Below are 14,431 nucleotides of genomic sequence, written 5' to 3'. Positions count from 1 at the left end.
GCACTAACGACCAGAGGCACTCGACCTGATTCGTGTGGACACCGTCGTCCGAGACGTATTCATCGTCGTGGACAACGGTTCGATGCTCGTATTCCATTTGCTGATACGCGGGAAGCTCGTCGGTCCAGATCTCTCCCAGCGGCTGGGAGAGATCGCCTGCTTCCTCAATTACTGGCCCGAGGTTCTCGTCGTATTTCGACCCCTCTTCGGCTGAGATCACCTGGAGCACGTCGCGGCAGGCCGCGACGAGCGTCATCTCNACTGGCCCGAGGTTCTCGTCGTATTTCGACCCCTCTTCGGCTGAGATCACCTGGAGCACGTCGCGGCAGGCCGCGACGAGCGTCATCTCATCGCCCTGCTCTCCTGTCCATCGCGCCCGTCCGGGTCCAGGGGACCCGCCGCGGGACAGTCCGTCCCGCGGTGGGTTCTGGCCTTTGAACCCCGAGCACACCCGCTGAGTTTCGTCCACCTGTGTCGGCCCAGCAATCGTGTGCTCGATGCGTTCCCAAACAGTCGGGAAACCGCGAGCGAACGCGGTTTCCACGTCGCTAATTGCCTCGAAGACGGTTTTGTAGGCGCGGTCAAGCAGCGGTGCGATTTGGTTGATGCTGAGNGCTGAGGAGGGAATCAGCGTAAAGGACGAAGGCGACGAGGAACTCGCCGGGGGCGAGTTCCGAGTCATAGAAGGGTGTGCCGCGGGTGTGGGTGGTTTTCCAGTCACAGCGGCCACACCAGATACGGGCCGAACCATCGAGAGCGTGGAGGGCGTCGGCGTCACAGTTCGGGCAGATACGGGTGGTCCAGATCACTCGTTATCGCTTAAGGATTCGTCCGGATCAGCAGGCGCTACTGTCTCCCGCGTCAGCCGGAACTCATGGATCGATGGCTCCATATCCTCGGCCAAGAACTCCGGTATCTGCTTCCGCCACGGTCGGTGCGCGAGCACGCTCGCGCTACCGACCTTGTTGAACGCGACCGATTCATCGACGCTTTTCCGTTCTTCTGGTCGTTCACGTTCGGCACTACCCAATCCAATGGGTCTCTCGCTGCCGTTCAAGACCTTTACAAGGCTTTCACCAACGATTCCGTTGCGTATTCGTCCATTCAGCAGTGGGTTACAGCTGAACTCACCGAGCTACTTGCGGACATCTGTGGCTACATCAGCGTCGAGCTTGGACAAACAGAATCAGCGCTCGAAGGCCGCTTCGAGCGCTTCCGAGATGTCTTCATCTCGGATGGGACCATCTGTACGCTCTCTGCGGAATCCTTCGAGGAGTTCCCCGGATTAGGTGACGATCACGCTGGAGCGAAGCTCCACGTGATCGAGTCGCTCGCCTCGCGAGCTCCGGTCTTTTCGTCGATCACTGACGCTCGCACCCAAGAAACCACGCAGCTCCAGATCGGTGACTGGGTCGAAGATTCTCTGGTCCTGTTCGATCTCGGCTACCTCGACTACGCGAGGTTAGCACGGATCGACCGCAATGGCGGCTGGTTCGTGAGCCGGCTCAACGTCGACGCAAACCCTGAGATCATCGATGAGCTCCGAACCTGGTGTGGTGATACGATTGATCTGGAGGGCAGCCACCTCCAGGAGGTGCTGCCCGACCTCTATCGGCAGATTATCGATTCAACGGGGACGATCGGTGCGGATCGAGACGATCCGCACCTTCCGTACGATGTTCGAGTCGTCGGCGTCCGCCACGAAGACGACGAGGACGATCACCGAACGGAGGAGGTCGAGGCCGATCACGACTATCACCTGTATGCGACGAATCTCCCAGCAGACGCGTTCGCGCCGCGAGAACTCGCGGCGCTGTACAGCAACCGCTGGAGCGTGGAAACGGTCATCGACGAGCTGAAATCAGTGTTCGAGTTGGACGAAATGACGGTGCGACGGGAGGCAGCAGTTGAGTGTTTCATGATGGCGGCGCTGTTGATGGTGCTGGTGAGTCGGTATCTACTGCGGCGGGTACGAGCACGGCTCGGACCCGCCTCACAGCGATCAGTCGAGGAGGAAGATCGGATCGAGCCGGTGAGGTTTTCCAAGCGAATCAACCTGTTTAGCGGTGATTTGCTACGGATATTGGCTGAACAGCTCGGGTATGGGTGGGACGGGGCCGGGTCCGCGATCGTCGAGGGAGCGATCGACCCGAACGTGGATCGCCACGCGCTCACGGAGCGAGTGGCTCACGGAAGCGTCGATCCGAACGTGCGAAACGCGGGTGAACTGGCGACGATCCGGCCCGGCTGACGACCGTCAGCCGAGCCGGGAAAGCTTCGTGTTGAGTGGCAACGCTCTCGGTTAGGCGCGTTTCTGAACGGAAACGAATCTGTGATTGGTCGATTCCAGCAATATCGATCTCTACTCGGCGGTTCGTGCTCTACTTCTGAGAAATCCCACAGCACTCAGCAAACCAGCTTCCGCACTCACCGCTCATTCTGGGCTTAAGCGATAACCAGTGGGTCCAGATGGCTTTGAGTCGCCGCTCGACGATGGCGTCGAGCGGCTCCGGCCGAAACTCTATTGCTCCGAGGTCAACGAGTTGCTCAANAGAGCAGCGCGTTCATTGGTCATGTACGACTGCTGTCGGCGGGATGCCGTAATCTCCGTGACTCGGTTCCGCTACGCTACACAAGAGCGACTTTTCTTGTGAGTTCGAGATAAGATAACGATGATAAATGACCAAAAAGTTCATCTGTATGTATAGGGAATAGTGTTTTAGGTTCAACAAATGAGCCCGTCTAAGAATTCCGCACTACCCGTCACCCAATATCGCCTGAAATCACTGCTGTACGATTCGGCAGACCGATCCGTTAGCGTCGACCTCGGCTTTGCACGCTGGGGGTGTTTCACACATAGCTGGCCGAAAACAGCCAAAGAAGCGACCTATGCTCACGTATTCGAGCGTCGGTCGCCCGCTGTCACTCTCTAGTGGAGTCACAAATCGACGCGAAACCCAGTAAATTCAGGCCAGTAAAGATGTGATCCTCTTCCTTGCGAATACAGTAAGCGACGATATCATACCGATCTATACCCGTGTCGATGGAGCCGAACGCAGAAACATGCAGACCGACGGCAGGTCGCTGGCTAACGACAACACACCTATCACCCCTGAATGCAACCTCCGACTATGAAAAACGTCGACAGCCTCATCGAGAGCGCGGACGAGCTGGCAGGTCAAGGATTCTCGAACGGTGAAATCGCCGACGAGCTGAATGTCTCACGCGAGACGGCGAGCTGGCTGGTCGACCGCGGCGAGGGCAGCGACACGACCGCCCGAGAGTCGTCGGATGCGCTCGAAGACATCCACGTCGACTGGAGCGCGCTCGGCCGCGATAGCACGCGACTCTCGGATGTCGGGCACGCGATGGCCGATCTCCTCGGCAACGAAGACGATATCGACCTCGTGGTCGGCATCGAGAAGGCCGGAACGCCGCTGGCGACGACGGTCGCGGTCGAACTCGATGCGGATCTCGCTACCTACGTCCCCCGGAAACACCAGTGGGAGGAAGGCGATATCGAGGACTTGAGCGGAACCTTCTCACGCAACTTTGCAAGGATCCATGGCCGGAACTGTTACATCGTGGATGACACCATCACCAGCGGTACGACGATGACCGAAACTATCGACGCGATCTCTGAGGAAGGCGGCACGCCGGTTGGGTGTGCCGTGTTAGTGGATAAGCGTGGCGTCAAGGAACTCGACGGCGTATCGGTGGCATCGCTTCTGCAGGTCATCCGTGTGGGTAGCGACAAGGAGTGAGTGGTCCCGGAGTTTCTAACAACACATCCACTCCCAGAGTCGGGTTTCGAGCTCACCCCGGTATCTGTTGCTCATTCCATGGAGCGAACTCCGAAGCGGGCCAGTATTGAATCCACGCAGCGACAGCGCAGCCTTCGTGCCAGCCAGGTACGGACATCGCTTAAACGCCTTGTGGACCCGATAGAGCGTGCTCTGGAGACCAATCCAGTGGTCCGGGAGACGAACTCACCCGCTGCACAGTTGAGCATACTGGTGGCGACGGCTTTCGAAGGTGTTGTCACACGAACCATCGTTTCGCCGAGCGTGAGCACGTCCGGTGTCATGAATCGACCTACGGGGGCGGCACGGTAGGTGTTGCGGAATCCGCTCCCCCGGACGTTTATGATTACACACCGAGAACAAACGCCATGAGCCACGACGCGACCACAAACGACGATCCGCTCGATCTCGGCGGCGTCATCCCGCCGATGGTGACGGCCTTCGATGAGGACGAATCCGTCGATTACGAAACGACGGCCGACCACGCCCGGTTCATCGTCGATCGGGGCGTCCACGGCGTCTTCCCGCTCGGGACGAACGGCGAGTTCGCCCTGCTCGACGGCGACGAACAGGCCGGCGTCGTCGAGGCGGTCGTCGACGAGGTCGGTGGCGAGGTGCCAGTCATCGCGGGCGTCGGTGCGCCGAGCACGTATCACACGGTCGACCGCGCTCAACGCGCCGCCGACGCCGGTGCGGACGGGCTCGTCGTCGTCACAGCCTACTACTACCCGGTCGACGAGACGGGCGCGGTCGAACACTACCGCCGCGTCGCCGAGGCCACCGAGCTCCCGATCTACGTCTACCACATCCCCTCCAAAACGGGCAACGCACTCAGCCACGCGACGCTCGACGCGCTCGCCGAGATCGACGGGCTCGTTGGCGTCAAGGATTCGAGCAAGGACGTCCCCTGGCTCAGCCGCGCCATCGACGACCATCCCGAGCTCGTCTTCCTCGCCGGATCGGACTCGCTGCAGTTCCCCGGGCGGCGCGTCGGCTGTACCGGCGGCGTGAGCGCGGTGGCGAACGCCTTCCCCGAACTGCTCGTCGATCTCCACGAATCGTACTCGGCGGGCGACATCGAGCACGCACGCAAGTGCCAGAGCACCCTCTATCGGGTGCGCGACGCGTTCAAGGGCGGGCCATATCTCGCCGGCGTGAAGGCCGCACTCTCGCTGCGTGGATTCGACGCCGGCCCGCTGCGGAGTCCGCTCCGCGGGATGGACGACGAGGAGCGATCGGCGCTCGAAGCCGCTATCCGCGCCGAAGATCTGCTCTGAATCGGGCGGGCGAACACGCTTATGCGCTCGGCACCCCCCGGTCGACTATGGACCGGTACGATCTCCTCTACAAGCTCTACGATTCGTTCGACACCGACGGCCTGCGCGACCACCAGCGGTTCATCGATGTCTTCCCGCCCGTCGATTCGCGCGTCGCGCTCGAAGGCTACCAGGAGATCGCCACCGAACTCGACGAACGAAAGGGGAAAATCCGTGACGCCTTCCAGTACGGCGCAACGCTCGCGGACATCGCCGCCCACGCCAGCCGTGAGGAGGCGTTCACTGCACTCGATCTCCTGACCAAACACGACCGCGGGGTGAACGTCCTCGTGCTCGACGTCGACGAAACCCTCAGATCCGCGGGCGGCACCGACAACGAGATCCCCCGCGAGACGCTCCACTACCTGACCGAACTCCACGAGGCGGGCATCCCGGTCGTCATCTGCACCGGCCAGACCCTAGAGAACGTGAAGGGGTTCGCCATCCAGGGACTCGGCAGCGAGCTCGTCCACTCGGGAACCCTGAGCATCGTCTACGAGGCCGGTACCGGCGTGTTCACACCCGGCCACGGTTCGGAGACGAAGAAGCTGCTCTACGAGCGCCTCGACGAGCGGATCCAGGACGTCTTCTACGCGCTTCGCTCGCGCGTGTTGCCCGAGGCCCCCGACAGGATCCGGGAGGGCTGTCATCTCCAAGGCAACGAGTTCAACGTCACTCTGAAACCGAACGNTGTTGCCCGAGGCCCCCGACAGGATCCGGGAGGGCTGTCATCTCCAAGGCAACGAGTTCAACGTCACTCTGAAACCGAACGCCGAGACCGGCAGTCCAGAGGCCGAGGAGATCATCGACCGAGCACTCTGTTATCTCGTCGATCTGCTCGGGACGGTCGTGGCAGAGGGAACCGACAGCGAGGAGGGAAGCGAGTGGGCACGGGCATTCTACGCCGCGGCCGACACGGAGATCCGTGGCGTGCTCGAACGTCACGACCGATTATCCGAACGCGATCCCGACGAGCTGCCGGCGGCGCTGTCGGGGGCCTTCGAGCGCATCGACGTCGCCTACTACGAAGCCGACGCCGCCGAGGTCGGCAGTCTGGAGCTGAACAAGGTCGCGGGCGTCGAGGCGGCCTTCGACGTGCTCGGCGTCGACGACCCGTTCGCGCTCGTGATGGGCGATTCGAAGTCCGACCTGCGCGNCCTTCGACGTGCTCGGCGTCGACGACCCGTTCGCGCTCGTGATGGGCGATTCGAAGTCCGACCTGCGCGTGATGGAGTGGGTCGCCGACGGGAAGGGGATCGCCGCCGCGCCCGAACACGCCTCGCGAGCGGTGCTCGTCCTCTCGACACTGTTCCCGGCCGCATAGCGAGTCACACACTCAAACCGATTGTAACTATTTATTAGGGTGAGAGTAAACATCGAGCTATGGGTATAGACTATGCCGACCTGCACGACCCGAACGCGGAGTACACAATGCGTGATCTCTCCTCGGAGACAATGGGCGTGCAAGCCAAACGCGGCGGCGGGCGCGACGTCGAGATTACGGACGTCCAGACGACGATGGTCGATGGCAACTTCCCGTGGACCTTGGTCCGGATCTACACCGACGCGGGCATCGTCGGCACGGGCGAGGCCTACTGGGGGGCTGGCGTGCCCGAGATCATCGCCCGGATGACACCGTTCGTCGTCGGCGAGAACCCGCTCGATATCGACCGCCTGTTCGAGCATCTCGTCCAGAAAATGTCCGGGGAGGGATCGATCGGCGGGACGGTCATCACGGCTATCTCTGGCATCGAGATCGCCCTCCACGACCTCGCGGGCAAGATCCTGGAACTGCCAGCCTACCAGCTGTTGGGCGGGAAATATCGTGACTCGGTGCGCGTCTACTGCGACTGCCACGCGGGCGAGGAGGAAGACCCGCAGGCCAACGCCGACGAGGCCGAACGCGTCGTCGAGGAACTGGGCTACGACGCACTCAAGTTCGATCTCGACGTCCCTTCGGGCCACGAGAAGGACAAGGCCAACCGCCACCTCCGGAACAAGGAGATCGATCACAAGGCCGAGATCGTCAGAGCGGTGACCGAACGCCTCGACGGGCGTGCCGACGCGGCCTTCGACTGCCACTGGGCGTTCACCGGTGGGAGCGCCAAACGCATCGCGCGGGCGATCGAAGATCACGATGTGTGGTGGCTCGAAGATCCCGTTCCGCCGGAGAACCACGACGTCCAGCACGANGATCACGATGTGTGGTGGCTCGAAGATCCCGTTCCGCCGGAGAACCACGACGTCCAGCACGAGGTCACCCGCAGCACGACCACGCCGATTGCCGCCGGCGAGAACGTCTATCGCAAGCACGGCTACCGTCGCCTCCTCGAAGAACAGGCCGTCGACGTCGTCGCGCCCGATCTCCCGAAGATGGGCGGGATGCGCGAGACGAGAAAAGTCGCCGACATGGCCGACAGCTACTACGTCCCGGTGGCGATGCACAACGTCGCCTCACCCATCGGGACGATGGCGAGCGCTCACGTCGGCGCGGCCATCCCCAATTCGCTCGCCGTCGAGTACCACTCCTACCAGCTCGGCTGGTGGGAGGAGCTCGTCGAGGAATCAGTCATCCGAGAGGGCGCGATCGAGATCCCTGAGCAACCGGGGCTCGGGCTGACGCTCGATATGGATGCCGTCGCCGAGCATATGGTCGACGGTGAGGAGCTGTTCGACGAAGCGTAGCTCCGTCGAGCCAGCAACTCTTCGATTTGCGCTGTTCGACTTGTGAGGGAAAATTGGGTCGGTGGTGCTCCGCAGGCCAGTGACCCCGATATCTGAATCGGTGAGAGACTCGTTCTGGATCGAGCCACGAGACTGGGCACACGAGCGCGATGTCGAGACGTTCAGCACGCTCGACATCGCCGATCTTGGACTGACCCGAAGAGAGCGCTTCTCTGACAACGACGCGACGAGCTTCACCAACAGCTCTGAATCCCTGACCAGTATTATATTTGTCATGTGTCACCGCCAAAAGCGTGCTCACGACGTTGTTGGCGAAAGGCATGATGTGATCAAAAGAGATCCACAACCGTGCGTTCGTCTGCGGGTACTTCGACTAACTGCTTTCGACTACGTCGCTCAATAGAAATTCAGAGCGGCGACTCCGATACACATCTGGTCCTCCAGCACCGATATCGTGTTTACGGTATTTTCGATTCAAAAGCCGAGGTCAAGCATTCGATTGCCGACAAGCGACAGACAGATCACTGAGAGAAACACAACGAAGGTGCCGAAAGCGATTCCCCAGCCTGCAGTATCCGCGATCGTGCCCACGACGACGCTTCCAGTCGCGCTCATCATCATGTACGCCGTCCGCACGAGACCGAATCCAGCACCACGTTCTTCATCCGACAGGTTATCCATAAACCGTGGCAGGAGTGCTGCGCCCCCCCCCATCGAGACGCCAATGAGAACGATGCCAACGAGAAGCACCGCCAATCGTGACCCGACGAGGAGCAGCGTAAACCCGCTGATCCCGAGCACTGCACAAAACCCCGCCGTCTCCTCGCGACCGTACCGATCCGACAGCGATCCGATGCCAGGCTGTGTGAGCCCCTGAATGACGAAATACGCCGAGAACAGCGCGCTGGCGAANCCGTACCGATCCGACAGCGATCCGATGCCAGGCTGTGTGAGCCCCTGAATGACGAAATACGCCGAGAACAGCGCGCTGGCGAACGTCACCGAGTAGCCGTGATACGCGATCAGAAACGTCGGGAGAAACGACGCCGTCGCCTGCCAAATGAATTCGAACAGAAACGCCAGCACAGCAGTGAACGCGATCTTCCGCCGGGAGAGTAGCTCCACGACCGGCTTGAGAGCAAATCGATCGCCCATCGACTGTTCAGGCCGCGCGGGTTCAGTTGGGCGTACCTTCCATCGAAAGAGAACGAACACCGGTAACGCAGCCACGGCTCCGAGCGCGATCGCAGCTCGCCAGCCGAACCACTGACTGACAGCGGCCGCCGCGATCGGCGCGAGCAATCCCGCCAACGGAGCACCCGAGTTGTGAAGACCGATCGCAGTGCCGATGTTGTTCAGTTCCCGGGTCAAGAGTGTCGTCGCAACGCTGTAGTGCAACCCTGCAACGCCACCTAAAATCAGCGTGAAGATGAGGAAAACCGGCATCGACGGCGAGAGCGCGAGCAGGGCGCTGGCGACCGTGGTCAATCCAATCGCCACGAGGATGATGATCCGCTCGCCGTATCGATCGGCGAGAACACCGCTCGGGAACTGTGCGAAAGCGTACGCCATCCAGAGGCCAGTCAGAGCGAGTCCGAGAACACCGGTCGACGAATCGAACGTCTCGACGATCTCCGGCACCACCGGACTGATTACCAACCGAGCGACCATCGTCGCGAAAAACGCCAGCGTACAGAGAGCGACAAGCGTCACTCGGTAGTCCCAGACTCGCTTCACTATGCACGGTAGCCATGTGGGCTGGTAAAACGTACTGACTCACCGCAGAACGCATGGTGTAGCTGCCAGATTGCTACACTCTGGGCAACTAATCCCAGAGGGGCGGTGGCAGAGCCACGATTTCTCTACCTGTTCGTGCTTTTAGTCACACTTTCCGTGGGAAGCAGTGGCTGATTCTTCGTCGGAGCTGAGTCCGCGACCGGTGAGTGCACGGTCAACACTCTGGTGGGCAGTACGAAGGGTACCGATGAGACTGATCGTATCAGACACTACGGGATAGGTCACGGAGAGTGATCCGTACAGGTACTCGTTGAACTCGTGATCAGTACGATGGGTACTGGGAACGCGCTGTTCGCCGAGAGTGGCTTGTCGATCGGTGAGTAGCTGCTCGCACTCGTGTTTGCGCGAGCACAGGCGTTCGTCAGCATCAGCGAGTGCCCTGTCGGTCCACTTTTCGAACGAGCACGTCCCCACGATCCCGTCGAGATCAGATCCCAAGCGCGTCAGCTTCTCGTCGGCAGTCTCGAGAGCACTATATTCGCTTTTGAGGCCTTGCAGCAGCGAGTGGCGGCTCTCACGCGCCTGTTGGCTGCATTCGACGAGCTGATCGCGGAGTTGTGGTGTGAGCTGGTCGCTGGTTAGCACGATAGTAGCAACCGCTGATCCGAACTCCTGAGCAAGGCTTTCCTCGAGCGTATCATCGTAGATATCGGTGTAATGATCGACAGCCATGACCGTCTCGCGGTAGATGCCACGGACTTCCTCAAGCGAGGTAGCCGCACTCGATGCGTGAGGCGATGGGACCAACAGTTGTGCCGATGGCCGCTGGAAGTCGTCGGTTGTTGGGTCGACTACCACTGCGTTGAGGTCGGTGATGCGATCGGTGAATGACGCGAATGCATCGCGCTCGTCGGTCGTCCATTCACGATCGCTCTTGACGACCTCTGTTGCGGACCGCGTCGTGGTCGGGACGAAACGAGTGGTCATTATTGGCAATACGGAACGGGCTACTATAGTTCTATTCGCCGAGTACAACACTAACGAAACCCGCATATATTGTCGGCCAGTCTCACTCTTGGTCGCGGTGTAGAACAGTTGGTTGAAGATTTCCGTGGTGAGTACGGGTTTAGAATTCTTCGGGTGACCAGTGCTGGTCGATCGGGTGGAGCGATGTCACGTGAGATCGACGATATCGTCTCCATCCGGCGGCTGATGGGAGTGGCTAATCAACTGCTTCCAACAGCGTCTTCGAGACCGCTCGCATACGCGGTTGGAGACACCGTTTCGCTGAACTGGTCAGTGTCGTCATTGTCCGTCTCGGCATCAGTGAGTGCCTGCTTGAACCGAGATTGGTACTCGTGGCTGGCTTGTTCGGCTTCGGCTTCAGCGGCGAGTACGCGCGCGTAGGCGCGAACGGTGCTCTTACTTGTCGAGAGAGTGTCGGCGATTTCTTCGTTCGATGCATCTTGATCGAGGAGCTCGCGCAGTCGCGACAGCTCGAACGGCGCGTCGAAATCAGTGTCTCGGAAGAGGTGGAGACTAACGCGGGCGCGAGTGATGGTCTTGTCGCGGTTGGGTGTGCCGAGTGTCCGAGCGATCTCTCTGCCTCCCTCTCCAGCGTGGTAGCGTTGGACGACCGTGACGAGTTCGTCCTCGTCGAGCGAGGTCTGAATTCCGTACTCGTCGGTCATCTCACGGATGATGCTCCGGATCGTGTCGTTGCCGTCTGAGCTGTCCGCAGAGACTGATGCCCAGCGATCTTCGTGTTGGCGTTCGGTGGTGGAAGATTCGCCGGTGATATCGTGAAAAATGTCTGTGAGCTGTTCAACTTTCTTGCTATCAGTGTTCGTCCCGTCCATGAATCGTCTCGTCTTCAACTGTGTAGTTGTTCACTCTACTACTTGAATGTTTGTTCCAATTGGTGGAGCGTAGTGTTCCCGATCCAGAATCTGACTGGACACACCACATTTCCGTTGTTATCAACCGATAGCGTGCTTCAAATACATGGTTTTTCTACTTCGCAGTCGCGTGCTTGTTGTACTCGCTATGGCGGTTAGTCGATCTGCTCGTGCAGTTGCAGTTCACCGGTGAGTACGAGCGTGACCCTCTCGTGACTGCGAACGATGTGTTGACACTGGTGAAAAAGCGAACCGGAGTCGGATAGGACTCCGGTTCGCTCGTTGCGCCCGCCGTTCCGGGAGTGACGACCATCCTAACAGCACCCAGTTTACTGAATATCCATCCTCGTGAAGCGGAATTGGCTCACGGCTATCAATACGATTGTGGCAGCAAGCAGGATGCCCGCGCTCGTGAAATCGTAGGTCCCTTCGAGCATGATTTCGTTCGCGTCGAAGTAGCTCATCGGAGCGATGTTCGCCAGCCAGCCGTAGTCCGTCACAGGGATGAACGATTGGAACAGGTACAGCGCGAAGAGCACGCCGATGGCCGCGTTCTGTGCGGTATCCCTGTCATCGAGGAGCACCGACAACACGAGACCGATGGCCCCACAGCACAGCAGGTACGGGATCGAGAGTACGTGGACCATGATGAGTTCCTCGACTGCTATCGACGGCTCGATGAACAGTGTACCAACGTAGATCACCGCTGGCGTGACGACGCTGGCGATGAGGATTGGTACCAGCAGTGAGAGGAACGTCTGGACGAGCACGCTCCACCGCGAGATCGGGTTCGATAGAAGAACGTCCATCCGGTTTGCGTCGATATCGCCCCGAATCGACCCCGCCGCGGTGTACGCGAGGTAGAGGCCGAAAAACACTGCCCACATCAGGGTGTAGAACTCCCCAGCGAGCAATCCTTCGAGGCTCGTCATACTCTGGAGACCGAACGCCTCGATGAACGGCTGCGGGAGTTCCGTCATGACCTGCTGGAACTGGGTGCTGCTCGTGACATCGGTCGTGATGAGTGGGGCGGACGCGACGAACAGCAAGGCCAGCAGCGCAAACGCAACGCTGATCCCAAGCGTACTCTTGAGTTGGTGCTCTCCTTCGTAACGCAGGACGTCAAGGGTCATTGGATATCCATCCTCCCAAATCGCCACTGGCCGGCGAGAACCAACACCACGGCGGCCGCAAGCAGGATTCCTGCACCCGCGAGGTCGTAGTTGGCGTTGACGAGGATCTCGGTCGGATCGAAGTAGTTCATCGGGGTGAGAACGCCGAGGAACTCCAGATCCGTACCGATGAACACCGTCTCGACGAGAAAGGCCACCACGAGCACGCCGACCGAGGCGTTCTGGGCGAGGCTTTCGTTTGCGAGAAACACCGAGAGCGCGAACCCGACCGCCGCACAGCACAGCAGATACGGCACCGCCAGCGCGTGGAGTGCAACGAGGTTCGTGACGTCGAGCGGTTCGTCGATGAGGACCGATCCGACGTAAAGCACGATGGGCGTGATGGCGTTGACTGCGAGGATAGGTACCAGCATGGAGAGGAACTCCTCACCGACGAGTCTCATCCGGGAAATCGGCGCGGGAAGGAGCGTATCCATCCGGCCTGTCTCGATGTCACCCGCGACCAGTCCGGCCGCGGTGTAAGCGAGATAGAGGCCGAGCACGAGTATCCAGCCGAACTGATAGAGTTCGACCGCGAGCAGTCCCGGGAGAGTGTTGAACGCCGCAAGACCGAACCCCTCGGTGAACTGCTGGGGGAAGTCACTGAAGATCGCTTCGATATCGAAGTTGGAATAGGCAGGCGAGAGCGCGACGAACATCGCGCCGTAGAAACTCGCCGCGATTGCAATAGTGGCCCCGAGCACCAGTTTCCGTTCGCTCTCGTAGCGGGCGACCTCAAACATTCGCCTGCCTCCCGACGGTGCTCGGCTCGCGGTCGGGGTCGACTTCACCGTAAAAGCGCATGAACACGTCTTCGAGCGGGGCATCCTCGATGTCGAGGTCGAGAACGTCGTACCCGATTAGGTGGGAGAGCAGCGCGTTGTAATCGCCGGTGTAGGTGAAGCTCACGCTCGTCCCATCACGGCCGCCCGACGGCGCATCCTCGCTCTCCGTCGATGGGTCGTCTCCGCTCCCGTCGGCGGCGGTCGGTTGGGCGGACTGCTCGTCGCCGGTGACGCTCACGTCGTGTGCGCCCTCGATGGCGAACGCGCCAGCCTCGACGGATTCGGCGACGTGGACCGAGACGCGCTTGCCGCCGCGTTCGAGCAGCGTCTCGACGTCTTCGAGCTCGACGAGGTGGCCATTGCGGATGACGCCCACGCGATCACAGATCTTCTGGACTTCGCTCAGGATGTGTGAGGAGAAGAAAAACGTGGTGCCCTTTGCCTGTTCACCGCGGATGAATTCGTAGAACCGCTCCTGCATCAGCGGATCGAGCCCCGAGGTGGGTTCGTCCATGATGACGAGATCGGGGTCGTGCATGAACGCGAGCACCACGGCGAGTTTACGCTTGTTGCCCGTCGAATACTCGCCGATCTCGCGGTCCATCGGCGGATCGAACAGTTCGAGCAACTCCTCGCTGCGCGTATCGCCCTTGAGGGAGGCCTGGTAGCGGAGGAATCGTTTGCCAGTGACACCCTCGTCGAAGCCCATCTCGGCGGGAATGTACCCAACCTGTCGCTTGGCTTCGATCATCGCGCTCTGATCGGTGATGTCGTGGCCGAGCACGGTCGCACCACCGTCGGTTGGCGACTGAAACCCCATCAGCGTACGGATCGTGGTGGACTTGCCCGCACCATTCGGTCCGAGAAAGCCGAAGACTTCGCCGTCTTCGACGGCAAACGATAGTGACTCAATTGCACGAACGTTTCCGTAGTCTTTCGTGAGGCCGTTCACTTCGATCGCTACCATGTCTGACACTCAGGTCTATAACCAGATATTTGTTTCGGTCATATAGTCATATTTGATGACCGAATTGG

Annotated in this window: 11 protein-coding genes and 3 pseudogenes (1 of these 14 cut by a window edge); 6 read left to right on the top strand and 8 right to left on the bottom strand. The window is 60.2% G+C overall.

Features of this window, described 5'->3' with window-relative positions; translation table 11 throughout:
• Positions 1-809: pseudogene (locus C448_RS12435) on the bottom strand (IS1595 family transposase); it reaches 83 nt to the left of the window's first position.
• A gap of 65 nt (positions 810-874) precedes the next feature.
• On the opposite strand from C448_RS12435, the gene C448_RS12430 reads away from it, so the two are divergent.
• Positions 875-2,251, top strand: coding sequence for an IS4 family transposase (locus C448_RS12430; RefSeq protein WP_004055296.1), 1,377 nt, complete (start codon positions 875-877; stop codon positions 2,249-2,251).
• A 214-nt stretch (positions 2,252-2,465) separates the two neighbouring features.
• Here C448_RS12430 and C448_RS17115 read toward each other — a convergent pair.
• Positions 2,466-2,575 (bottom strand): annotated as a pseudogene (locus C448_RS17115) (IS1595 family transposase); the annotation flags it as partial.
• 556 nt (positions 2,576-3,131) lie between these two features.
• On the opposite strand from C448_RS17115, the gene gfcR reads away from it, so the two are divergent.
• From gfcR to C448_RS12405, 5 genes and pseudogenes are all read left to right on the top strand, one after another.
• Positions 3,132-3,764: a transcriptional regulator GfcR gene (gfcR, locus tag C448_RS12425; RefSeq protein ID WP_004055294.1), complete on the top strand. Its 633-nt coding sequence runs from the start codon at positions 3,132-3,134 to the stop codon at positions 3,762-3,764.
• A 407-nt stretch (positions 3,765-4,171) separates the two neighbouring features.
• Positions 4,172-5,080 carry a dihydrodipicolinate synthase family protein gene (locus tag C448_RS12420; RefSeq protein WP_004055292.1) on the top strand — a complete coding sequence of 303 codons (909 nt, stop codon included), beginning with the start codon at positions 4,172-4,174 and terminating at the stop codon, positions 5,078-5,080.
• A 47-nt stretch (positions 5,081-5,127) separates the two neighbouring features.
• Positions 5,128-6,280: pseudogene (locus C448_RS15680) on the top strand (HAD family hydrolase); the annotation flags it as partial.
• A 4-nt stretch (positions 6,281-6,284) separates the two neighbouring features.
• Complete coding sequence (locus C448_RS17245) at positions 6,285-6,443, top strand: hypothetical protein (RefSeq protein WP_455429057.1); 159 nt, start codon at positions 6,285-6,287, stop codon at positions 6,441-6,443.
• A 59-nt stretch (positions 6,444-6,502) separates the two neighbouring features.
• Positions 6,503-7,804 carry a mandelate racemase/muconate lactonizing enzyme family protein gene (locus C448_RS12405; protein WP_004055290.1) on the top strand — a complete coding sequence of 434 codons (1,302 nt, stop codon included), beginning with the start codon at positions 6,503-6,505 and terminating at the stop codon, positions 7,802-7,804.
• Positions 7,805-8,278: 474 nt separating this feature from the next.
• On the opposite strand, the gene C448_RS12400 is transcribed toward C448_RS12405, so the two are convergent.
• The 6 genes from C448_RS12400 to C448_RS12375 form a co-directional block, all read right to left on the bottom strand.
• Entirely contained in the window at positions 8,279-9,517 is a 1,239-nt protein-coding gene (locus tag C448_RS12400) for an MFS transporter (RefSeq protein WP_004055288.1), read from the bottom strand.
• 165 nt (positions 9,518-9,682) lie between these two features.
• Positions 9,683-10,528 (bottom strand): DUF7260 family protein, encoded by an 846-nt coding sequence (locus C448_RS12395; RefSeq protein WP_004055286.1) that lies wholly within the window; start codon positions 10,526-10,528, stop codon positions 9,683-9,685.
• 239 nt (positions 10,529-10,767) lie between these two features.
• A complete protein-coding gene (locus tag C448_RS12390; protein WP_239640581.1) occupies positions 10,768-11,232 on the bottom strand; it encodes a response regulator receiver protein in 465 nt (154 codons plus the stop codon).
• A 536-nt stretch (positions 11,233-11,768) separates the two neighbouring features.
• Entirely contained in the window at positions 11,769-12,572 is an 804-nt protein-coding gene (locus C448_RS12385; protein ID WP_004055282.1) for an ABC transporter permease subunit, read from the bottom strand.
• Complete coding sequence (locus C448_RS12380; protein ID WP_004055280.1) at positions 12,569-13,354, bottom strand: ABC transporter permease subunit; 786 nt, start codon at positions 13,352-13,354, stop codon at positions 12,569-12,571. The genes C448_RS12385 and C448_RS12380 overlap by 4 nt, the downstream gene beginning before the upstream one ends.
• The gene (locus tag C448_RS12375; RefSeq protein ID WP_004055278.1) at positions 13,347-14,363 is read right to left on the bottom strand and encodes an ABC transporter ATP-binding protein; all 1,017 of its coding nucleotides are present in this window, start codon (positions 14,361-14,363) and stop codon (positions 13,347-13,349) included. Before C448_RS12375 ends, C448_RS12380 begins: the two co-directional genes overlap by 8 nt.
• Positions 14,364-14,431 lie beyond the last annotated feature (68 nt).

This window comes from Halococcus morrhuae DSM 1307, from assembly GCF_000336695.1.
GTDB classification, from domain to species: Archaea; Halobacteriota; Halobacteria; order Halobacteriales; family Halococcaceae; genus Halococcus; species Halococcus morrhuae.
The sequence above is the reverse complement of the archived record's forward strand: the minus strand, read 5'-3'. Positions and strand labels throughout refer to the sequence as shown.